At 40.2% G+C, this 23493-nt stretch carries 20 protein-coding genes; 16 read left to right on the forward strand and 4 right to left on the reverse strand.

Annotation, left to right across the window (positions count from 1 at the left end; genetic code table 11):
* The first annotated feature begins 76 nt into the window (after nt 1–76).
* The 3 genes from BW139_RS01320 to BW139_RS01330 all read left to right on the forward strand — a co-directional run bounded on the left by BW139_RS01320 (nt 77) and on the right by BW139_RS01330 (nt 4720).
* On the forward strand, nt 77–1966 hold the full coding sequence (locus BW139_RS01320; protein WP_076918401.1) for an acetate--CoA ligase: 1890 nt from the start codon (nt 77–79) through the stop codon (nt 1964–1966).
* Nucleotides 1967–2055: 89 nt separating this feature from the next.
* Entirely contained in the window at nt 2056–3324 is a 1269-nt protein-coding gene (locus BW139_RS01325; RefSeq protein WP_076918402.1) for a mechanosensitive ion channel family protein, read from the forward strand.
* Between the two features lie 208 nt (nt 3325–3532).
* Nucleotides 3533–4720: a diguanylate cyclase gene (locus BW139_RS01330; RefSeq protein WP_254844935.1), complete on the forward strand. Its 1188-nt coding sequence runs from the start codon at nt 3533–3535 to the stop codon at nt 4718–4720.
* A 65-nt stretch (nt 4721–4785) separates the two neighbouring features.
* Here BW139_RS01330 and BW139_RS01335 read toward each other — a convergent pair whose 3' ends face one another.
* Nucleotides 4786–5313, reverse strand: coding sequence for a hypothetical protein (locus BW139_RS01335; RefSeq protein ID WP_076918404.1), 528 nt, complete (start codon nt 5311–5313; stop codon nt 4786–4788).
* Nucleotides 5314–5595: 282 nt separating this feature from the next.
* On the opposite strand from BW139_RS01335, the gene BW139_RS01340 reads away from it, so the two are divergent.
* Nucleotides 5596–6936 (forward strand): L-cystine transporter, encoded by a 1341-nt coding sequence (locus tag BW139_RS01340; protein WP_008464818.1) that lies wholly within the window; start codon nt 5596–5598, stop codon nt 6934–6936.
* Between the two features lie 315 nt (nt 6937–7251).
* Nucleotides 7252–9519, forward strand: a complete 2268-nt coding sequence (katG, locus tag BW139_RS01345; protein WP_076918405.1) for a catalase/peroxidase HPI — start codon at nt 7252–7254, stop codon at nt 9517–9519.
* 61 nt (nt 9520–9580) lie between these two features.
* Here the strand turns inward: katG and BW139_RS01350 are convergent, their stop codons facing one another.
* The gene (locus BW139_RS01350; RefSeq protein ID WP_076918406.1) at nt 9581–11461 is read right to left on the reverse strand and encodes an MFS transporter; all 1881 of its coding nucleotides are present in this window, start codon (nt 11459–11461) and stop codon (nt 9581–9583) included.
* A 225-nt stretch (nt 11462–11686) separates the two neighbouring features.
* Between BW139_RS01350 and BW139_RS01355 the strand changes: the two genes are divergently transcribed.
* From BW139_RS01355 to BW139_RS01380, 6 genes are all read left to right on the forward strand, one after another.
* Nucleotides 11687–12466, forward strand: coding sequence for a DUF2189 domain-containing protein (locus BW139_RS01355; protein WP_076918407.1), 780 nt, complete (start codon nt 11687–11689; stop codon nt 12464–12466).
* 188 nt (nt 12467–12654) lie between these two features.
* On the forward strand, nt 12655–13074 hold the full coding sequence (locus tag BW139_RS01360) for an HPP family protein (RefSeq protein WP_076918408.1): 420 nt from the start codon (nt 12655–12657) through the stop codon (nt 13072–13074).
* Nucleotides 13075–13234: 160 nt separating this feature from the next.
* Entirely contained in the window at nt 13235–13603 is a 369-nt protein-coding gene (locus BW139_RS01365) for a DUF2237 family protein (RefSeq protein ID WP_076918409.1), read from the forward strand.
* Between the two features lie 307 nt (nt 13604–13910).
* Nucleotides 13911–14435, forward strand: a complete 525-nt coding sequence (gene dps, locus BW139_RS01370; protein ID WP_008111394.1) for a DNA starvation/stationary phase protection protein Dps — start codon at nt 13911–13913, stop codon at nt 14433–14435.
* Between the two features lie 177 nt (nt 14436–14612).
* On the forward strand, nt 14613–16340 hold the full coding sequence (locus BW139_RS01375; protein ID WP_076918410.1) for a SulP family inorganic anion transporter: 1728 nt from the start codon (nt 14613–14615) through the stop codon (nt 16338–16340).
* Between the two features lie 277 nt (nt 16341–16617).
* Nucleotides 16618–17070 carry a c-type cytochrome gene (locus tag BW139_RS01380; RefSeq protein WP_008111390.1) on the forward strand — a complete coding sequence of 151 codons (453 nt, stop codon included), beginning with the start codon at nt 16618–16620 and terminating at the stop codon, nt 17068–17070.
* Between the two features lie 55 nt (nt 17071–17125).
* Here the strand turns inward: BW139_RS01380 and BW139_RS01385 are convergent, their stop codons facing one another.
* Nucleotides 17126–17836, reverse strand: coding sequence for a VC0807 family protein (locus BW139_RS01385; protein ID WP_008111389.1), 711 nt, complete (start codon nt 17834–17836; stop codon nt 17126–17128).
* Nucleotides 17837–18092: 256 nt separating this feature from the next.
* Here BW139_RS01385 and BW139_RS01390 point away from each other — a divergent pair, with 256 nt between their 5' ends.
* On the forward strand, nt 18093–18872 hold the full coding sequence (locus tag BW139_RS01390; RefSeq protein ID WP_008111388.1) for a hypothetical protein: 780 nt from the start codon (nt 18093–18095) through the stop codon (nt 18870–18872).
* Nucleotides 18873–18994: 122 nt separating this feature from the next.
* Complete coding sequence (locus BW139_RS01395) at nt 18995–20338, forward strand: MFS transporter (protein WP_076918411.1); 1344 nt, start codon at nt 18995–18997, stop codon at nt 20336–20338.
* An 84-nt stretch (nt 20339–20422) separates the two neighbouring features.
* On the opposite strand, the gene BW139_RS01400 is transcribed toward BW139_RS01395, so the two are convergent.
* Nucleotides 20423–21277: a hypothetical protein gene (locus tag BW139_RS01400; protein ID WP_076918412.1), complete on the reverse strand. Its 855-nt coding sequence runs from the start codon at nt 21275–21277 to the stop codon at nt 20423–20425.
* A 318-nt stretch (nt 21278–21595) separates the two neighbouring features.
* Here BW139_RS01400 and BW139_RS01405 point away from each other — a divergent pair, with 318 nt between their 5' ends.
* Genes BW139_RS01405 through BW139_RS01415 form a run of 3 tightly spaced genes read left to right on the forward strand, consistent with a single transcriptional unit; the run spans nt 21596 to nt 23431 of the window.
* Nucleotides 21596–22228 (forward strand): energy transducer TonB, encoded by a 633-nt coding sequence (locus BW139_RS01405; protein WP_008111380.1) that lies wholly within the window; start codon nt 21596–21598, stop codon nt 22226–22228.
* A gap of 14 nt (nt 22229–22242) precedes the next feature.
* The gene (locus BW139_RS01410) at nt 22243–22827 is read left to right on the forward strand and encodes a sigma-70 family RNA polymerase sigma factor (RefSeq protein WP_076918413.1); all 585 of its coding nucleotides are present in this window, start codon (nt 22243–22245) and stop codon (nt 22825–22827) included.
* The gene (locus BW139_RS01415; RefSeq protein WP_076918414.1) at nt 22820–23431 is read left to right on the forward strand and encodes a hypothetical protein; all 612 of its coding nucleotides are present in this window, start codon (nt 22820–22822) and stop codon (nt 23429–23431) included. Before BW139_RS01410 ends, BW139_RS01415 begins: the two co-directional genes overlap by 8 nt.
* Nucleotides 23432–23493: the final 62 nt, after the last annotated feature.

A 23493-nucleotide genomic window follows, 5' to 3' on the forward strand; every position in this document is an offset into this window, starting at 1 on the left:
CATGGTCGAATATCGCTATTGATAAAAAGCGCTTAGTTTTAAATTACGTTAGATTATATTTTTCTCAGGAGCCTTTATGTCAGGTGAATACAAACAACATTACAACGAGTTTAAACAAGACCCGGCAGCGTTTTGGTTATCACAAAGTAAGCGACTTCCTTGGTACAAGGCTCCAGAAACAGCATATACACAAGATCAACAAGGACTGCACCACTGGTATGCAGACGGCCAACTTAACAGCTGTTTTTTAGCATTAGACCAACATGTAATCGCTGGGCATGGGAATGAGACCGCCTTAATTTATGACTCACCGGTTACCAATAGCAAACGCAGTTTTAGCTATTTACAACTGCAGCAAGAGGTCGCTAAATTTGCAGGGGTAATGCAGTCTTTAGGGGTGACTAAAGGCGACCGCGTAGTGATTTATATGCCTATGATCCCCGAGGCAGTAATTGGTATGTTAGCCTGCGCCCGAATTGGCGCTATTCATTCTGTTGTATTTGGTGGCTTTGCAGCGCATGAATTAGCGGTACGGATTGACGATGCCAAGCCCAAATTGGTACTCAGTGCCTCTTGCGGTGTAGAAGTAAATACCGTAATTGAATACAAAGAATTACTCGATAACGCGCTTGAAGCTGCTAGCTATAAAGTTGAACACTGTATTATTTATCAGCGTGAACAAGTCACTGCTCCGCTAACGGCTAATCGCGACATAAACTGGGCAGATGCAATGCAAACGGCCACACCGGTTGAGCCTGTTGCGGTCAGTGGTGATCATCCGCTTTATATTTTATACACCTCAGGCACAACAGGGACACCTAAGGGTGTGGTGCGTGAAAATGGCGGTCATGCGGTTGCTATGCATTACAGTATGGAAACCGTATATGGCATGAAACCGGGTGACGTGTTTTGGGCCGCCTCTGATATTGGCTGGGTAGTAGGCCACTCATATATTGTGTATGCGCCACTTATGTATCGATGCGCAACTATTTTGTTTGAAGGAAAACCAGTTAGAACTCCCGATGCCAGTGCTTTTTGGCGCGTAGTAGAAGAATACAAAGTGAATGCTTTATTTAGTGCCCCCACTGCGTTTCGCGCGATTAAAAAAGAAGACCCCAATGCCGAAGGATTTAAGAAGTATGATACGTCTAGTCTGAAACGATTATTTTTAGCCGGAGAGCGTTTAGACCCACCTACCTACGATTGGCTCAAAGAAAAAACAGGCTTACCGGTACTTGATCATTGGTGGCAAACCGAAACCGGCTGGGCAATTGCGTGTAACCCTGTAGGCATTGAACACCTGCCTACAAAAGCCGGAAGTTCAACGGTTGCAACGCCTGGATTTGACGTACGAATTTTAGATATGAATGGGGATAAATGTGCCCCTAATGAGCAAGGTGCGGTTGTTATAAAACTGCCTTTACCGCCGGGCTGTTTACCAACAATTTGGCAAAATACGGCTCGTTTTAAGGCTGGTTATTTGGCCGAATACGATGGCTACTACTTATCTGGTGATGGTGGTTATATTGATGACGATGGTTACCTCTTTATTATGGGTCGCACCGACGATGTGATTAATGTTGCAGGGCACCGTTTATCCACTGGTGAAATGGAAGAAATTGTTGCCGCGCACCCAGCTGTAGCTGAATGTGCAGTATTTGGTATTAGTGATGCGCTAAAAGGGCAAAACCCAATGGCGATGGTGGTGCTAAAAAATGATTTTCATGGCTCACATAAAGAGGTAGAACAGCAATTGGTGCAAACCGTTCGTAATCAAATTGGCGCTATTGCATGCCTTAAAAATATTATGTGTGTAGAGCGGTTACCAAAAACCCGTTCTGGCAAAATTTTACGTAAAAACCTGCGGCAGTTAATTGATGGTGAAGAACTGCAAATACCCTCAACCATAGATGATCCAAGTATTTTTGAAGAGCTTAGCCAGCAACTCGAGCATAGTAAACTGTAACTACACAATGTAAAAAGTCTTAAATAGACTTTTTACATTACAGCTGCTTAACTACCAGTAATTAATAATAACGCCCTTATGGAGTATTAATGACAGGAACACGCGCACAGCTGCGAGATTTTTTACTGCAATGGTTTGGCGATTATTTTCCGGGGAGCCCTTTTTTATGGTACGACCTGATTGTATTGGCTTGGATTGCGCTATTTGCATTAATATTACACCTTATTTTAAGGCTGATTTCTCAGCGCTTAGTTAAAAACCGTTTTAGCGAACAAGCAGCGCAACCCGATAGTAAAAGTCCTTTATATTCAGCAAAGAAGCTCGCTCGTAATATCTCATTTGTTTTACAAGGAGCGGTCGTTGTTATTCAGGCGCAACTATGGATACCCGAAGGCACTACGTTTTTGTATTTGATTCAAATGATCACCGATCAGTGGATCATTTTATTTGCCTTGCTTTCGCTGTTTTCGTTACTGGATATATTTCAAGCAATTTCCGATAAGCGCCCCCTAAGCGCTCACTTTCCGCTGCGCGGCTTTTTGCAAACAATTAAGCTTATTGCCAGTGTATTAACTGCCATTTTAGCCGTTTCGTTGTTGATGAATAAGTCACCATTAATTTTACTAAGTGGCTTAGGCGCTCTGTCTGCGGTGTTATTACTGGTATTTAAAGACGCTATTTTAGGATTAGTAGCAGGTATTCAGCTCTCTGCCAATAATATGCTGGCGGTAGGTGACTGGTTAGAAATGCCTAAGTACGGCGCCGATGGTGATGTTATTGATATTGCGTTAACCACAGTTAAAGTAAGAAATTGGGATAAAACCATTACTACCATTCCTACTTATGCGCTTATCTCCGACTCATTTAAAAATTGGCGCGGTATGTCAGACTCTGGTGGACGCCGGATAAAACGCAGTATTCATCTTGAAATGAGTAGTGTGCACTTTTTAGATGAAGCCGCACTTGTTGCTCTTAAAAAAGCTGACTTGCTAAGCAATTATCTTGAAAGTACGCTATCGACTATTAACGAGCAGAACACGACTAAAAAAGTAGATATGAGCTGCACTTTAAATGGCCGCAGGCTCACTAATGTGGGTACATTTCGTCACTATTTGGTGGCGCTATTAAAACAGCACCCGCATATTCATCAGGGTATGACCTTAATGGTAAGGCAATTAGCGCCAACAACCCAAGGGTTACCCATTGAGATTTACGCATTCACCAATACCACCAATTGGGGTGAATATGAAAATATTCAGTCAGATATATTTGATCATATATTAGCGGTTTTACCCGCCTTTTCGTTACGTGCCCATGAAGCACCAACAGGAAGCGATATTCGCCAACTAATTAAATAACCTGAACTCTGGGTAATAGGTTTAATTAACTTACTACATTTACATTTACTAAAATGTCATACATTTGGTTAAAAAATGTCGATAAAAGCCATTAAAATTAGTTTTAAAGCATTGTTTTTAAATAATTAATAAGCATTAAAGTAGTAATATTTTTCAATATGAATACAATAAGCCTTTATTTTTTAGACATCGGTCTTTGGAGCATGGGTTGTTAAAATTAGCAGGAGTTAAATCAACTTCTTTGAGCCTTTTAGGGCTATGTGGCTTATTTTTATTATTAGTTCAGTTTCAAGTTCAATGGCAAAGTAAGCTCTCTCTTATTAATAACCTTGTTTATCCATTACTGGTTATTACTGCTGTATTTGCTACTCAGTTTAATCGAAGTCGAGTTGCACTGCTTTGTGCATTTTGGGTGATTTATTTATCTTCATTAGACTACGCTTTACCTTGGTCTGACTGGCTCAAAGCGCAACCTGACTGGACCTTATTATGCGCTGCAAGTTTATTAATGTTATTAGCAGTCATAAAAGATAGAGCGCTTTTATCAATACACACAGTAACTCGCAGTTTACTTGTTATTGTTTGCGGCGGTGCTGCGTTTGCTTGGTTAGCACTGAGCCAACATTTACAAGAACTAACAATACAATCCTCTTTTTATACTCAACTACTTCCTTACTTTCCCATTGTTTTACCGCTTTCAATAATTGGCGGCTTGCTTATTTGGCAAAGCTTGAGGGCTCATAACCTGACTCAAACCGCCTTATTAATTACCTTTATTGTATGGTGCCTTAATCAGCAACACATTATTGATTTTCCTTGGTCTGTAATAGCCGTGCTTATGGCTTCTTTGTATTTATTGGCAGTGAGTACCGACTCTTATTATTTAGCCTATAGAGACGATTTAACCAGCTTACCAACGCGGCGAGCACTTAATCAGCTTGCTTTATCATTAGGGCGAAAATACACCGTTGCTATGCTCGACATTGACCACTTTAAAAAATTCAACGATACCTATGGCCACGATATTGGCGACCAAGTGTTAAAGCTAGTGGCGGCTAAAATGGCTGGCATTAAAGGGGGTGGCAAAATTTACCGTTATGGTGGAGAAGAATTTACGGTGGTGTTCCCGCGTAAAACAGCCGAGCAGTCAATCCCTGAGCTAGAAACACTGCGCGAAAATATTGCCACCTACGACATGGTGATCAGAAACCCAAAACGCACCGATAAAAAATCTCGCAAAGGTAAACAGCCAAGTGACAACAAAACGGTAAACGTGACGGTTTCTATAGGTGTAGCACAAAGAACAGCAAAACAAAGCTTTGATGAAGCATTAAAAAATGCCGATTTAGCCCTTTATAGAGCTAAAAAGAAAGGCAGAAATAACGTTAGCGAGTAATGCTTTTAACGTGGCACGCTAACTTAATAATAGCGTGCCCAAAGGCAACTAAATTTAACTACAACTTATTGCTTTTCCAAAACCGCTTTTAAATTATTTAATGCCGAGACAGAAAAGCCACGGTCGTAAAAGTAAATAATTTTGCCACTCTCATCAAGCAGTATTACACGGCTGTTATTAGGATTTTCGTTGCCAGTAAATGCCTGAACTTTATCGCCATCTTTGTAAATTGTGATCACCCCACCCCACAACTCTTTTGGGATCCCCTTACGCATGCCGCTATCAATTAAGGTACTAAACATACGAGGAAGCATACCCTGAATAGTTGGCAACTCATAGGCCGTTACATCCACTGCAGTCATATCTAAACCAATAAGCCAACGATCAATATCAAACTGGCTATCTTGTTTATAACCAATTAATAGCAACGTATGTGGGTTGTTAAAGTCATCAGGAATAGTGAATAACTGTTGCTCTAAGCTTTCTCCTGTAACAGTGGGAAATTGCTTACCAAGTAGCGCTTGATTTGGATACTGGGTTGAACATCCGCTAACCACTAAAACCATCACCAGCGTCATTATTGCCTTTAACATACCTTTACTCCCTATTTTTAAATAAAACTAAAGTGAACACGTTGACCAATTAATTCGTATCAGACTTACGCTTTAAACAAGGCTTACGATCTATAGTAAACCCTATAAATTAAAGAAAATACAAGCATATGAATAAGCTTGTACAATAAAACGCTGATTCGTTATACTTTAATATTATTACTATATTCCTTTTAATTCTATCCCATAGCGAAAGTGTATTTTGTTAACGTCTTACAAAGCGTTAAAGTGCCGCGCTAATTCACAGCTATAAAAGAGGGTACCATGTCGCTTGCTGTATTATTAATGTTGGCATTATTTGTCGGTTTGCTGTTTGCTATTTATCTTGTTTCGCAAAAAAGCAGCTCTTTATCTCGTACCGTTTTATTTGGTTTAGTACTTGGTAGCGCCTTTGGTTTAGCTCTTCAATTTTTGTTTGCCCATTCCCCAGAAACCATTAAAGAAATACTCAGCTGGGTTAGCATAGTAGGTAAAGGCTATGTCGGGTTACTAAAAATGATCATCATGCCACTGGTATTGGTCTTTATGATTGCCGCTGTGGTTAAGCTTGAGAACCAAGGCTCACTGGGGAAAATATCCTTTATTAGCATCTCTGTTTTACTTTTTACCACCGCGATTGCAGCATTAATTGGTATTGCGGTAACGTATGGATTTGATTTGAGCATTGAAGGGCTTGTATCAGGTACTCGTGAAGCCGCTAGAATGGACACCCTGCAAAGCAAAGCAGCGAATGTGGCCGACTTAAGTGTGCCACAAATGCTACTTAGCTTTATTCCTGAAAATCCCTTTGCAGATTTAAGTAATCAACGTTCAACCTCTATTATTGCCACGGTTATATTTGGTGTACTTGTTGGTATAGCTGCGCGTAAAGTAATGCTTGAAAAAACAGAGCTTGCTAGCCCAATTCGTAACGGTGTAAACGCCCTACAAGCGACAGTAATGAGCTTAGTTCGCATGGTAATTGCTCTAACGCCTTATGGTGTTGCAGGTTTAATGGCAAGTGTTGTGGCAAACTCTAGTAGTAGCGACATTTTAAATTTACTTGCCTTTATTGTTGCTTCTTACGTGGCTATTTTATTAATGTTTGTTGTGCATGGTTTACTGCTTAGCTTAGTAGGTGTTAATCCAAAACATTACTTTGAAAAAATCTGGCCAGTGCTTACCTTTGCTTTTAGCTCACGTAGCTCAGCGGCATCGATTCCTATGAATGTAGATGTGCAAATTAACCAGTTAAAAGTGCCCCCAGCAATCGCTAACTTATCGGCTTCTTTTGGTGCCACCATAGGTCAAAACGGCTGTGCTGGTATTTACCCTGCCATGCTCGCGATGATGGTTGCGCCAAGTGTGGGGATAGACCCACTCACGTTTGAGTTTATTTTACCGCTTATTGGTATTGTGGTTATTAGCTCGTTTGGTATTGCTGGCGTAGGCGGTGGTGCTACTTTCGCAGCGTTGGTTGTATTACCTACCATGGGATTACCTATAGAGGTAGTGGCTTTACTTATTTCTATTGAGCCTTTAATAGATATGGCGCGTACCGCACTCAACGTGTCGGGTGCTATGACCTCTGGTGTGATCACCAGTAAGTTAATGAAAACTCAATAGCACTAAGTTTATTTAATAGCCCAGCCTACGCTGGGCTTTTTTATGCCTATAGCTCTGCAAAGCCTTCTTTGCGTATTTACAATTCATTTATTTAATCGATTAAATTTAATAAATCATTTTTATAGATTGCACTAATCGTTTTATTTCGCACACGGTTTTTACCCTCTTTACTATACTATCCTCACTGCTTAGCCATTCAGGCTTGTTTAACAACAACTTGAATGAAGTATTAGCCTACTGTTTTTTAATGAGTAGGCCCTATTTTTTAATACGCTTTGTATATAACGAAATTCGTTAACTTTAAGGAAGCTGACAATGAAAAACCGATCATTTACAAAAAAAGCGCTTGTTGGATTTATAAGTATGGCACTTATGTCTGGCTCTGCTTTTAGCCAAGAAAAACCACAAATGTCTAAGCCACAAGGTGCTGTAGGCATGGGTGAGGCAAAAATGGGCGCAATCAGAACCAACCAATTTTGGTGGCCAGATCAACTTAACCTATCTCCTCTTCGCGATCATGATCTACGTTCAAACCCTTACGGTGCCGACTTTAATTATGCAGAGGCATTTAACAGTCTAGATTTAGACACTGTAAAAAGTGATATCGACGCTCTACTAACTCAATCTCAAGATTGGTGGCCAGCAGACTTTGGTAATTATGGCCCATTTTTTATTCGTATGACCTGGCACAGTGCTGGTACCTACCGTACGCTTGATGGCCGTGGTGGCGCTGGCGGTGGACAACAACGTTTTGAACCACTTAATAGTTGGCCAGATAACGTAAGCTTGGATAAAGCGCGCCGTTTACTTTGGCCAATCAAACAAAAATACGGTGAAGCCCTTTCATGGTCAGACTTAATCGTATTAGCGGGTAACGTTGCCCTAGAAAATATGGGATTTGAAACCTATGGTTTTGCTGGTGGTCGTACTGACGATTGGGAGCCAGACATGGTTTACTGGGGTCCTGAAGTAGAAATGCTTGCCAGCGACCGTGAAGATGCTGACGGCAAATTAGAACGCCCATTGGGTGCAACACACATGGGCTTAATTTATGTAAACCCAGAAGGGCCTAAAGGGGTTCCTGATCCTATTGGGTCAGCTAAGAACATTCGCGTTGCGTTTTCTCGCATGGCGATGAACGATGAAGAAACACTCGCACTTATCGCCGGTGGTCACACCTTTGGTAAAATGCATGGTGCGCACAAACCTAAAGACTGTGTAGGTGCAGAGCCTGCTGCAGCAGGTATTGAAGAGCAAGGTTTAGGCTGGAAAAACAAATGTGGTAAAGGCCACTCTGAAGATACCGTATCTAGTGGTTTAGAAGGCGCATGGACACAAGCACCTACCCGCTGGTCATCACTGTACTTAAGCAACCTACTTAACTTTGAGTGGAAACAAACTCGCAGCCCTGCAGGCGCTATTCAGTGGATCCCAACAGATGAATCATTACATAACGCCGTACCTGATGCGCACGTTAAAGGTAAATTTAACCCACCGGTAATGACTACGGCCGATTTAGCGTTAAAATTTGATCCTGAATATCGCAAAATTGCAGAACGCTTTTTAAATGACCCTAAAGAGTATCAACTTGCCTTTGCTAAAGCATGGTACAAATTAACTCACAGAGATATGGGACCACCACGTAACTTTTTAGGTAAAGAAGTACCAAAAGACGACTTAATTTGGCAAGACCCTATCTCAGCAGAAACTCAATCAAACATTGATGCTGGTGCAGTAAAAGAGCTTAAAGCCGCTATTTTAGACTCAAACCTAAGTGTACCTGAGTTAGTACGTGTGGCATGGGCATCGGCTGCCAGTTACCGTGATTCAGATATGCGCGGCGGTGCCAACGGCGCACGTATTGCGCTAGCACCACAAAAGGATTGGGCAGTAAATAATCCAGCAGAAACCGCAAAAGTACTTAAAGTATTAAAAGCGATTCAAGCTGACTTTAACGACAGCTTATTTAGCAAAAGCCATGTATCGCTTGCTGATTTAATTGTACTTGGTGGTAATGCAGCGATTGAAAAAGCAGCCAAAGATGCAGGCTACTCAGTAGACGTGCCGTTTAATGCTGGCCGTGGCGATGCTACGCAAGCGCAAACTGACGTTAATGCATTTAGCTTATTAGAGCTGCCAGCCGATGGTTTTAGAAACTACTTTGATGCAGAGAAAAGCTATAAATCGCCAACAGAAATGCTGATTGATAAAGCGGATCAGCTTGACCTAACAGTTCCTGAAATGACTGTATTAGTCGGTGGTTTACGTTCACTTGATGCAAACTATAAAGGCACTGACTACGGCGTATTTACCGATAAGCCAGGTACCCTAAATAACGATTTCTTCGTTAACTTATTAGATATGTCGACGGTATGGAAAAAATCGTCAGATGCTGGCATTTATCAAGGCTTTGATCGTCAATCGGGGATGCAAAAGTACACCGCTACTTCGGTTGATCTGATTTTTGGTTCAAACTCAGAACTACGTGCAGTTGCTGAGGTGTATGCCTTTGATACATCAAAACAAAAGTTTGTAGAAGACTTTGTTGCAGCATGGACTAAAGTAATGAATTTAGACCGTTAATAACCATTAAGTAACACAACCACAGCGCTGCAATTAATTGCAGCGCTTTTTTATTGTAAAGCTACTTTAAAGCAAGCACTCGATCACGCAAGTCATCGGCACTCACATTTTCAGGTGCAACCGACTCACCAATCGCTACGCTTACCAACGACCATTTGGGTCTAGGTAGTCGCCACTTGGTTTTTCGGCTAAACATACTGCCCCATAATCCATCTAAATGAACAGGGATAACAGGCACAGGCGTGCGCTGAATTATTTTTTCAATGCCACGGCGAAACACATCAACTTCGCCATCACCGCTGAGCTTTCCTTCAGGAAAAATACCTACTAACTCACCACTTTCCAGTGTTTTAGCGATGTCATCAAAGGCTTTATTAAACGCCTTAGGGTTTGCCTTTTCACTATCGATTGGAATGGCTTTGGCCATTTTAAATAACCAATTAAGTGCCGGTGAATAGTAAATAGGTGCAAATACAACAAACCGAATTGGCCTAGGCGACGCCGCTAAAATAAACATCCAATCAACAAAGCTAACATGGTTACTTACCACTACCGCAGCCCCTTCATCGGGAATGTTAGGCTCGCCTTTAGTGCGCACCCGATACATGCAAATCGCTAAAATATAAATAATAAAGCGTAAAAAGAACTCAGGAACTTTGCTGTATATATAAACCGATATCAGTAAATTAAGCCCTGCTAATAACAACAGTAATTGTGAAATATTCCAGTGTAATAGCGTTAAAGTTACAATACTTAAAACGGCGCTGCCGACCATAAACAGTGCGTTTAATACATTATTAGCTGCAATCACTCGAGAACGGCTATCGGGGTGCGTACGCTGCTGAATGAGTGCATACAAAGGCACGGTATAAAACCCCGAGGCAATACCAATACCTGCCATCCAAACAAAATGCCAGAGCATATCGTCAGTATTAATTACTTGTTCAAGAGTAAGCTGCAACTCACTAACTTGGCGATAAAATTCAATACCAGGCTCTTGGCTTAGTAAATATAAAAATAAGGTAATTAACAGTGCACCAAAAGGCACAATACCTAACTCAATCCGTGAGCGTGATAGCTTTTCACAAAGCAAAGACCCCAATGCAATACTCAACGAAAACACCACTAAAGCAGCCGTCACCACCAACTCATCGCCTCCCATTACATGTTTTACGTAATTAGGGAGCGCCGTTAGTATCACCGCACCAATAAGCCAAAACCAGCTGATCCCTAATACTGACTTACCCACCGACTCGGTTTGTGCCTTAAGCGCATTAAAAACACTTTTGGTTGAAGTAATAGGGTTAATCGATACTTTTAAATTAGCATCATTGGCAGCACTTTTAGGAATAAATCGACTGCTCAAAAAGCCAATAACCGCTAGGCTCACTATTGCGATACTGATATAAATAGGGCCCGCTGCTTGGGTTATATAATAGGTGCCAAATACGGTGCCCAATAAAATAGCGACAAAAGTGCCCGACTCCACCAGCCCATTCGCTTTGGTTAGCTCATTTGGGGCCACATGTTGCGGTAAAATAGAGTACTTAAGCGGTCCAAAAAAAGTGCTTTGTAAACCCATTAAAAATACAGTACCTAACATTAACCAAACCTGCTCGGTTAAAATCGATACTACGCCCACCAGCATAATAGGAATTTCGCAAAACTTTACGATGCTGATCAGTTTTGATTTTTCCAACTTTTCTGCAATTTGCCCAGCCATGCCCGAAAATAAAAAGAACGGCAAAATAAATAATCCTGCCGCCAGATTAGAATAAAAGGCACCATCGGCTACCGTAGCAGCTTGAAAAATTAAAATAAGCAAAATTGATTGCTTATAAACATTGTCATTTAAAGCAGAGAAAAACTGCGTCACAAACAGAGGTAAAAACCGTTTACTGCCCAGTAAAGCTCCTTGAAATTGTTGTTTATTTTCCTTCATTACGGTCTCTTAACATTAGGTACAGCGGTTAGATTACCATTGTAGAAAAGAAATACGAACCCACTTTTTAAGTGTTTACTTATACACGGAAGTAAAACCGTTCCCCCTATAAAAATGACTAACAAATGAACAATGCGATTAAATCTTGCGTATAAGTTGTTTACGAGTTGTAAATAAAACATCTATGTTCTAAAACTAAAAGGTGACTAAAAAAGGAGCATCTTTATGCCAACTACAAACACGATAGAAAAAGACACTAAATTCGCACGCTGTTTAGAGTGCAACAAAGTAAATACATTTGCCGCTTTTCATTGGCTTTCGTTAGCGTTTAAAGATATGGCGCGCGCGCCCATGTTGAGTTTAATTTACGGTTTAATCTTCACGCTTATTCCGGTAGCGATTGTTTACTCTGTTGTACTTACCGACAGCCACTTAGCTATTTTACCTGCAACCGTTGCTTTTGCTTTAATCGGTCCGGTATTCGCCGTTGGCCTATACGATGTAGCCTGGGAGCTTGAAAAAGGCCACAAACCTACGTTAAGCCATTCATTAAAATCAATGTTTCGTAACCCTGTAGGTGAATGGGGGTTTGCGGTATTACTTATGGTAATTATGATTATTTGGATGCGCCTAGCTGCAATTGTGCATGCGTTATACCCAAACCACGCAAATCCTACCTTTGAAGAACTTTCGGCGTTTTTAACTATAGGCAGTATTATCGGCGGAATTTTATTGGTCAGTGTGTTTTCAATCTCAGCGTTTACCCCGCAAATTATGATGGAAAGACGCGTTGATATAATGACTGCCGTGGTTTCTTCAATCCACGCGGTTAAAGAAAACTTTGCTGCCATGGTGGTGTGGTCAATTTGTATATTTGTATTGGTAGCGCTGGGCTTTGCTGCAGGTGCAGCTGGATTCATTATTATTATGCCGCTACTTAGTTATGCTAGCTGGCACGGTTACATTGCGGTAATTAAAACTAAAAAACCACGCGGTTACGAGTAACACTTGTCGAAAAAATTTTAATCTCTTTCTATCATTCACTTAATTAAATGCTTTTGGGCATTTAGTTAAGTGACTCCTCTCTCCTCCTGTTTATTAAATCCGCAAAAACCTTGATCTGAATAAGGTGCAAAGCTTAAAAATAGCGCTAATATAAGCTGATACACTACAGATAAAATAAAGGAATAAACATGAGTCAAAATGTTACCGACTTAATGACAGCTAACCCATTTTCAGTGAACGTAAAAAGCACCCTGCATGACGCACATAATTTAATGAAAGAAAAAAATATTCGTCATATTCCTGTTATCGACGAAGACGGTGCATTTGTCGGTATGCTGACACAAAAAATCATGGTCGCTAAAGTTATGGGGATCATGGCAACGTTTGGTGCAAATGCATTACAACGAAAAGAGAAACTCACAAAAGTAGAAGATATTATGGTGAGTGATTTTATTAGTGTCACCCCAGAGCAGCCGTTATCAGATGTGGTTAAGTTTTTTGTAGATAATCGCCACGGTTGTATGCCCGTTGTTAGCCAGCAGGGTCAGCTAGTGGGTATTTTAACGTCTTCTGATTTTGTGCGTTTAGCGGCAGCACTACTTTCGTAAGCGCCCTTGCTTAGTAAAAACTGCATTTTGGCTTTACTAAGTGCAGTTTTTTACTCGCTTAAAGATGTATAAAATTAATAGCATAGATAGCTAAGTCACTAACGGCCTGTTATGGTAAACACCTCTGCTTTCGATGATTATTACAAGGTAACTGTGCTGCATGGCTAATCAATTAAATGTACTGGGAACTCGCTTACAACTGTGTTGTGGTAATGGTGGCTATACCCGTGAAGGGTTTTGCTATGTGCCAGATTCAGACTTTGGCAATCACAGTGTATGCGCCATTATGACCGACGAATTTTTGCAGTTTTCTAAAGCGCAAGGTAACGATTTAATTAGCCCTAATCCTTTGTATGATTTTGCTGGCTTAAAAGCTGGCGACAAATGGTGCTTGTGCGCAGTGCGTTGGTATCATGCCATTGCTGCAAACGTTGCTCCTCCTGTGGTACTTGAAGCTACAAACCAAAAAGCGCTCGACATTATTCCGTTTGACGTATTAAAAGCGCATCAATATCACAAAACGCTATAACGATTAAACACTGAACCCAGTTTTCTTTTGCCTAAATAGCGTAGGCAAAAAGAGTCCTTAACGTGCCCCCGTTTTAAACGTGCTTTTTTGCAGAATTTACAAAAAAGTGCATATTTTTCATATGCACTTAAGTTTTTTGCTTTGAAAAATACCGCCAATTAAAAATTAAAACAATAATTTCAGCAACTTAAAATAACAATACTATCGGCATGAGCATTGCTTCTATTAATACAAGACGTGTTCGTTATCGCAATTAAAACACTCACTTGAGTTAAGCGAGCACTATTTTGAAATAGTAGGAGGCATAATGAGTAACAGTAATAATGCAAACAAAGTCGCTGAATTTACCGCTCCCGGTGTAGAAAACGAATCAGCAAATAAAGCAATATCTGTTCTAGAAGATCGCATGGTAGCGCTAATTGATTTACAGCTAACTTTAAAACATATTCATTGGAATGTAGTAGGTCCAAACTTTATTGGCGTACATGAAATGCTAGACCCTCAAGTTGAAACCGTACGTGAAATGACCGACACCATAGCAGAACGTATTGCCACTTTAGGCGGCGTCCCTGTTGGTACACCAAAATCAATTGTCGATCGTCGTACATGGGAAGACTACGCTATAGGCAAAGGTTTAGTAACCGAGCACTTAGCTGCATTAGACAAAGTATATAACGGCGTTAACGGTGATCATCGTAAAGCTATAGAATCACTTGCTGAGCTTGATCCGGTATCTGAAGATATGATCATTGCGCAACTTGCCGAGCTTGAGCAATATCAGTGGTTTGTTCGTGCCCATATAGAGTCATCTACGGGTCAATTGAACAGCTAATTTTAAATTGATATACATTGAGCCCAGCAAATATGCTGGGCTTTTTATTTTTTCACTATATCCATCTCATCATTAAGCTAAAACCATCATATTTAATCCACTATAACGCGTTTAGTTACTATACTTATTTTTATACAGAACTTACTATCTATTCCTTATTATTAAAGGGATTTTTCAGTGTTGTCGCGTTTATATAATTTTATGCCTGGTTTACAAACGTTGTTTAATTATCAGCGCCAATGGCTTGCCGACGATATGCGAGCAGCCTTATCAGTTGCAGCCGTGGCATTGCCTGTAGCTATTGCTTATGCGCAGCTTACCGGCGTAAATGCCGCCGTTGGTCTCTATTCTTGTATCTTACCTATGATGCTTTATGCACTATTTGGTACCTCTAAACAGCTTATTATTGGCCCTGATGCCGCAACCTGTGCGGTGATTGCCGCAGTAGTGACTCCACTTGCCGCAGGCGATAGCTTTAAACATTGGCAATTAGTGATCACCATGACCGCAATGACAGGTATCTGGTGCTTTATTGCCAGCCGCTTTAAACTAGGTGTACTTGCTGACTTTTTATCAAAACCTATTTTAATGGGACTGCTCAATGGCGTAGCTATTACCATTATTGTTAGCCAGTTTTCAAAAGTATTTGGTTTTACCTTTGACGAACGCTACTTACTGGAGCGCTTAGGAGGTGTGCCAACCTATTTATCGCAAACTCATATTCCCACCTTGCTAATGGCTTTATTAACGCTGAGTGCCTATTTCGCTTTCAAACGTATTAAACCAAGTTGGCCTGCCTCTATGCTGGCAATCACATTGGCTGCAATCTTAGTTTGGTTATTCAACTTAGAACAGTTTGAGATAAAAACCATTGGCGTTGTAACGGGTGGCTTACCTATATTTAACCCTCCAATGTTTGATATTGGGGTGATCCGTGAGCTCGTAGTTCCTGCACTTAACTTAGCCATAGTCAGCTTTGTAAGTATGATGTTGACCGCACGAAGCTTTGCTGCAAAAAATGGCTATGACATTAATCCAGATAAAGAATTTAGAGCCTTAGGTATTGCCAATTTAGCCTCAGCATTGTCGCAAGGTTTCGCAGTTAGTGGTGCTGACTCGCGTACGGCTGTTAACGACAATGCCGGCGGTAAAACTCAATTAGTATCGATTATAGCGGCTGTTATTATTGCCATTATTGCGTTATTTTTAACGGCTCCCCTTGAGTATATTCCCAGTGCAGCACTGGGAATTGTGCTTATTATTGCTTCAATTCATCTCATCGATTTAAAGGCGTTATGGCAATTAAAATTTAAAGATAAGCAAGCATTCTACTTAGCATTAACTACGTTATTTGCGGTGTTGTTTATTGGTGTAATCCCTGGCATAACGCTTGCTGTATTATTGGGTTTATTTCAATTTATCCGCAGCGTTATGCGTCCATCTGACACTATTTTAGGTATTGATGCCAAAGGGGTAGTAAGAAGCCTCGACGAAACAGATAAAGCCAAAGCGATACAAGGCGTTTTTATTTATCGATTCAATTCGCCTTTAACTTACTTTAACGTGGGTTACTTTAAACGTCGCTTATTAGAGCAATACGCCCGCCAGAAAGACGATATAGAATGCGTTATTATCGACGCTGTACCTTGTTTTACTCACCTTGATTTAAGTGTAATGAGCATGCTTGCCGACTTAGATGTAATTTTTAAAAAGCGCCATATTCGTTTAGAGCTTGCTGGCAGAAAACGTCAATTGCTCGCTTGGTTTAAAACGGCAGGAATTACATCTGGTAAAGAGGGGATTTATGTTCACTCAGACTTGTATATCGCCCTACAAAAAAACAGTGTGAGTCAACATATTACTGAAGCCGCTTTATTTAAATCGCCTAACCAAAGCTCAGCTTAGTTAGAATTATTAGTTATCATCTACTACACTCAAATTGTAGATAAAATATGGTGATGACTCATTTCATTAACTGAAAAATATCTGAGACTCAGTGCAAAGAATGTTTTCTTTATTAACTTGTTAAGCCTTAAAAAGATATCGCAAGCAAAAATGAAAATGCCATACCATGCAGTATCAAAATACTCGCGCAGCCGCTTATTTTATGGCTTATCAAATAAAGCGTTATTGATGAGAACAATTAAGCACTGCAAAAAACCAATTAAAAAATGGAGTTATTATGAAATATACACTCTTAATTGCATGCTTAATGGCACTGGCAGGTTGTGATAAAGGCGTTGATTCACCAAAAGGATTTAGCTTACCCGAGGGTAATGCAGAACAAGGTAAAGCCGTGTTTTTAAAATATAAGTGCTTGGCATGCCATACACTTGCAGGCGTAGAAGATAGCAGCGTAACAAAACATGACGATATTTCTATTAAGCTAGGAGGTAATAAAACCAAAATAATTACTTATGCTGAGCTGGTAACGTCAGTGATTAATCCCTCCCATCGGTTTTCTAGGCCTTATAGACCCGACGCCAGAAATGAAGATGGCAGTTCAAAAATGACGGTATTTAACGATACCATGACCGTATCTGAACTCACCGACTTAGTCACTTTTTTACAACCAAACTATAAACTTATCCCGTACCACAGAACTAATTACCAACTTTACTCTCACTACAAGTAAATATTGATAGCAAAAAAAACCGTTGTTAAACAACGGTTTTCTTTATGCGTTTTATCTACTCGGCATTAACCATTTCTTCAAACTTCATACCGGTTAGCTTAGTCAGCACTTTAATTACATATATAAAAATACCAATAAGCATCAGCATAGAAGGAATGGCAATAACGGGATAACTTAACAGGGTCATTTCACCAAGTTGTTCGTTAAATTCCACACTTCCTGCGGGGCTAGTAACAATCCATTTAGCTAAGAGGTAATTCATAGTTGATGAAAACACAAAGGTCAGCGCTAATAAGTAATTAGCGTTAGTAATTTTTTGTTTAAAGCTTTGCGTATTGCCGCGTTCAGCAAGGGCATCGTAAATAGTGTCTAACTTGAATAAAAGTGAGTTTAATAAAAGTTTGGCTAGCAAGGGCTTACCAAAAAAGCCCGACATTAGCACTGTAAAACCAATAATTGCCGGTATAGCCGCTTCTTTAATTGCTAACCACTCAACGTTAAGCTCAAACAGCGCTATACCACCGGTAAGTAAAGTACTTAAAAAGCCCAAAAGTGAAATAAAGTTTAATGAGCCCGCTTTTATAAAATCATAAATACCATAACTAATAGGAAATATGAGCGCCACAATTAAGCCAACCACACTGCCTAAATATTCAGGGCCAGAGAACTTCATTAAAATGACTGAAGGAATGATGATATTAAATACTATTTCGATAAGCGGATTATTTTTTTTACGCTGCTTTGTGGCTTGATTATGACTGGTCATTGTTAATTCCAAAAAATATTACTGCTGCCATCACTTTCCTCCTGTGTGGAGTAAATAATGTTTTAAAGTGCCTTGAAACATAATACCTGCAATACAGCCGCTATTCTAGCGCAGCACTAAATCGTATTATTTTATTATGTGGAGCTTACACTGCCATGAAATAGGTATAAATTAAGCCGTTAAATTAAATCATCGGTCGTAATTTAGGTTCTCAAAGACTATATTTAACCTATAAAAAATAAATTAGCTTCAATCCATGCTCATTGCTCAGTATTTTTATAAACCATCCCTTTGGTTGCTTTTATTAATTGCTTGTTTTCATCAACCCGTAAATGCTAAACATATTATTGCTGTTGCAGAATTAAGTGGACTCTTTCAACATGCAGCCAATAATGAAGAGCAAGGGGTTTATCATGCGTTGTTAACCAAAGCCCTTGAAGATACTGAGCTAAATAAAAAATATATTATTGAAATCATGCCAATGAAGCGTGCCAAACTGGAGTTTTTAAAAGATCGCGTTGCTTGCTACGCACCTGGAGAAGACACCTTTGATGGCTCTGAGGGCATTGCTCTACCAAATAATATTTTACACAGTACTCCATATAATAAAGCGCTGATCAAAGTGGTGTCTAATAGCCCAGAGCGGATTATTTCGAACTTAGGGCATATTGATGATAACGATATTGTTAGTATTGTTAGAGGGGTACCCAGTAGCCGTGAGCTAGATAGAATAAAAGAAAAGGCCAAAATAGTTATAGAAGTAAATAGCGAAATGGAAAGCTTGCAACTGCTGTTGCTTGGCCGGGTCGATTTAATCTTGGCTTTTTACCCCGATATTACCTTTGCATATAAAGAATTAAACATAAACTCTCACCTCCCTTATAGTGACAGCTATTCACCAGTAGAAATAAACGACAATATTATTTGCCACCCCCGCTATAAAAAAGACTTCGATAAAATAAATAAAAAAATAGCTGAATACCTACAAAATGGTGAAATGAAAATACTGTTAAATGATTACTTCATGCGCTCATGATATTAATAATACATATTTACAGTTTACATATAGCTGGCCTATAAAAACTGATTTATACAGCTTGGAAAACATCGGCGCTTGCTCTAGTATCTAATTGTCTTAGCTCAATAATTTGCATTTTAATGAAATCATTTCCATCACTGTATTTTGCCAATTTATTTTTAATTATTGGTACCGGCTTACTTACAACCTATTTAGCCCTGTATTTAGGTAAGCAAGGCACGTCCACATTTTGGATAGGCTTAATGACCTCGTGTTATTACCTTGGCTTGTTGCTGGGCTCTAAACTTGGTTACCACCTAATAAAATCGGTAGGCCACATTAGAACCTTTGCCGCCAGTACCGCTGCTGTGACAGCCTGTGTGGCCGCCCACGGGGTAAGCGATAACCTATACATATGGCTTGCTTTAAGGCTGTTTGTTGGCTTAGGTATGATGTGTAATTACATGGTGCTAGAAAGCTGGCTAAACGAGCAATCAGCGCCTGAATCTCGCGGGCGAGTCTTCTCTTTTTATATGATCACCTCCTACCTAGGCATGATTTTAGGGCAACTAGCGCTCGCACAATTTCCTGAGCTAGGGTATGCGCCGCTATTTTTAGTGTGCATGGCGTTGGCTATCGGCATTATTCCAATTTCTATCACTCGCAGAATTCACCCAAAACCGTTAAAACCGATAAAAATGAGCCTATTTGATTACGCTAAAAAGGTGCCTCAGTCGCTTACTGCGGTACATTTCGCGGGCATTATTAATGGTAGTTTTTATGGTCTAGCGCCTATTTTTGCTAAGCTATCTGGCTTTGGCGCCGCTGAAATTGCTATTTTTATGTCGGTGACTATTTTTGCTGGCTTGTTAGCACAATGGCCTATGGGGATGCTCTCCGACCGTATTCGCCGCAGTGTGTTAATTCGTACTAATGCAGCAGCTATCGGAATTGTAAGTTTGGCATTGTTTTTATTACCTACCTCACAGCCTATTGCCTACATACTCACTTTTATATTTGGTTTGTTTGCCTTTACTTTATATCCGCTGTGTTCGGCACTGGCCAATTCGCGGGTTGAAGACGAAGAACGCGTAGGCGTATCATCTGCATTATTAGTCGCTTTTGGCGCTGGTGCTGCAATAGGCTCAACAGTTAACGCACAGCTTATGAGCTACTTTGGTCACCCAGCATTGTATGCGTCTATTTCACTATTAACCGTGGCCATGTATTTACTGCTGACCTTTATTAACTCAAAACAAAAAGTTGAACAGCCTGAACCCAGTGATTATGTGGTCGGTACATCCGATGTTACAAACTCGCCACTGGCCGCTACGATGGATCCGCGCATTGAAGAAACCACAGCACAAGATCAAATGCTGGTTGTAGATGAAGAAGAGGATGATGCTGATGCTGATGAATTTTTTGAGCATCCCCAAGGGGAGCTGTTTAAAGACCTGGAAAACGAGAAAAATATGAAGAGTTAATACTTACTATTTAAAATAGTAATAAAAATGATAACAATAAAGGGGAGCCTCCCCTCTTTTTTGTTATTTTTACTACTTAATACATTACTGGTTTATCTGTGGCTTAATATCGCTTAAATCTAAATGGATAGTCATTTCAAAATTATCAGGCTGTACAGCAACATCACTCAAACCTGCTCTCGCAAAATAATCTTCAAAGTCTTGCTGATATTTAGCCGAAAACTGCGTATACGCGGTAATAAACAAACTCAACTTTTTAGCTATTATTGGATAGGCTGCGGCAAGTTCTCGCAGTTTTTCAGGTTCAGCAAAGGCAAATTCAGCATAAATATTAAAGTCGTTTCCGACAGAGGTTTTACCATAATCAGACAAAAAGCCTGCGTTATAATCGGGTGCAGATTTATACTTTGTAAGCGCGTCAAAATTAGATGCTGCGGGTTTCCAGTCTTTTGGCAGCAAAGCTTGCCATACAAATATAACGAAAGGTGAACGTATATAAACTAACGAGCTTAATTCATGATGAACCCCCTTCAACGAATTTTCGAAATTAAAATTCGTGCCATTCCATCCTGAGAGATTAACTAGAATTATGGAATTACTTGAATAGGTTCCTCCAGCAGCAGCCCCCTCTATAAGCATAGGTCCAGAAAGGTAAATAGCGTCAATTGCTTCAGCAACAAACCCTGGAGGATAGGTCGTTAATGCGGCCTCAATACCATCGAGTGACTCAGAAGCATCTGCAAGCGTAGTCATTTCCATTTCAAGAATCGGAGGCTCTCCATCACTAACTGCAAATTGTTCAGGGAAAAATAAACGGGGTTCACCAGCTTGAATGTCTACTTGGTGTGTTTTGGATAAACGATTAGCTTGCTCTGTTTCACTTTCGAAATATGAACACGCACTAACAAATAATAAAAAAACGAATATTGCTTTTTTCATTTATAAAATCCTTTTTAATGAGCATGCCTGAATGTTGCCACCGCTACTACTGAGAAGCAAAATCTAACAACAGCAGGGAAGCAACTTAAAGCTCTAAATTTCATCTACCTAGAGTAAATAAAATAGAAAATAACAGGCAAAACTTAAAATAACTACATTCTTTTTAGCCAACCCAAAATAAAAAAATTAAGAGACCTTTTATATAGGTTAAATACTCCCCCTGTATTTTTAATTAAATTTTAAAACTATTTCACCCCTTTTCTATTTGCCAACCGTTATAGCTCTGAAACAACATAATAAGTTAATTTGGAGCGGCTTATGCACACACTTGAATTTCCTAAAAACCCCATGTTCAAAACATCAACAGCTGTTATTGGCGGTGCTGTGATGACCTTTATTGCATTTGCCTTTATGCAATACTTAATTAGTGGCGAACAAAGAGCACCTATAAAATTGGGTGATGATATTACTGTTGAGATTTTTCAAGCACCAGAAGATAAACAAACCACGCATATTAAAAGAATACCGCCACCACCCACACCTAAAGTGCCGCCTAAAGCACCACCACGTGTAACACCTAGTAATGAGCCAATAACAGCAATAAGCACAGCACCACCCATAGTAATTGACGGATTTGGTAACGATATGAAGCAAACACTGACCCGCCCTACGGGAGATGCTTCACCCATTGTGCGCATAAATCCAAAGTACCCAACTAGCGCAGCACGTGATGGTATAGAAGGCTGGGTGCAACTTAGCTTTAATATTTCACCCACTGGTGAAGTGATTGATGCCACGGTAGTAAATTCCGAGCCAAAACGCATATTTGATCGCGAAGCACTTCGCGCAATTAAACGCTGGAAATATCGTCCAAAAGTAATTGAAGGTGTGGCACAATTACAAACAGGTCAAACCGTACAGCTTGATTTTAAATTAGACAGTTCGCAGTAAAGGAATAAGCGCCTATGCTATTGAGTATTAAGTCATGGTTATTTGAAGCGCCAAGCAAAGACTGCATGGCGCGGTATGCAAAAAGTGGCGACAACCGCCACTTAGAGCAGCTTATTGCCTTATACAGTAACGATTTATATCACTACCTAGTTACCCAGTCTAATACACATTTAGCATACGACGTAAGCCAACAAACATGGCTAAAGGTTATTGAAAAGCGCCACCTTTACCAAGCACAAACCACACCCAAAGCCTGGTTATTTAAACTCGCACGCAACACCCTAATAGACGAATACCGCAAACAGCAACACTTTGTCGAGCTTGACGAAAACAGCCAACTACCTGCGCAAAATAACAATCAAAGTGAATTAACAAGTAGTGACTCACACATAGGCGACACACACATAAGTTATGAAGCGTTTAATGCTGCGCTCAAGCAACTTAGCTTTGTGCAGCGCGAAGCCATCACCTTACAACAAGAAGGCTTTAGCCTTGCCGATATAGAACTTATAACGCAAAGCAACGCCCAAACCATAAAAACAAGGCTACGCTACGCCAAACAAAGCCTAAAACAATTATTAGGAGAACGTAATGAATAAGCCTGATGAGCAGTTTAATGAAAAGCTCACACAACATTATAACGAGCGAAAAGCACGTACCACTCTTTCGCATGCTCAACAACAGGCGTTAAAACACTCCGTAATCCAAAAACAACCTAAAAGGCTTGGTTTTGCCCTGCAACTCACAAGCCTTACCTGCGCACTGGGCTTACTGGCTTTTATAGTGCTCGACAGTAACAACGTGGTAAATACTGCCCCTAAAACCGTATTAAACACCATAGATATACACGACTACTCGTTTATAACAACGCATGAAATAGATCAAACAGGTAACTACGCAAGCACTATAACGCAACAAAAACGCGCGCTCGACACCCAACTAGCAAACGACTTACGCCGCCATCAACAACACCATATAGAATACGGCACGCTCCTAAAGGTCGATAACGACTGGTACATAGCAAGCTGTAATGACGAGGTACTGGTACACATTAAACAGTCACTGCTCAGTGATTTAAAAGGAAAGCATGCAGTTGAGAGTAGTATAAGTACGGGTGATATGCTCGCTATGGCACATAACGGCAAAGGGCAGATTATTGCTCTTAAACATGCCGAGGATGGGGTGAGACAGTGTGGGGCTTAGGTTGTTTTTAGCATGGTGGTAATTTAAATAAGTAATTACCACCGAGAACACAGAGGCGCTTC

The organism is Pseudoalteromonas sp. SK18, assembly GCF_001974855.1.
Lineage (GTDB): Bacteria > Pseudomonadota > Gammaproteobacteria > Enterobacterales > Alteromonadaceae > Pseudoalteromonas.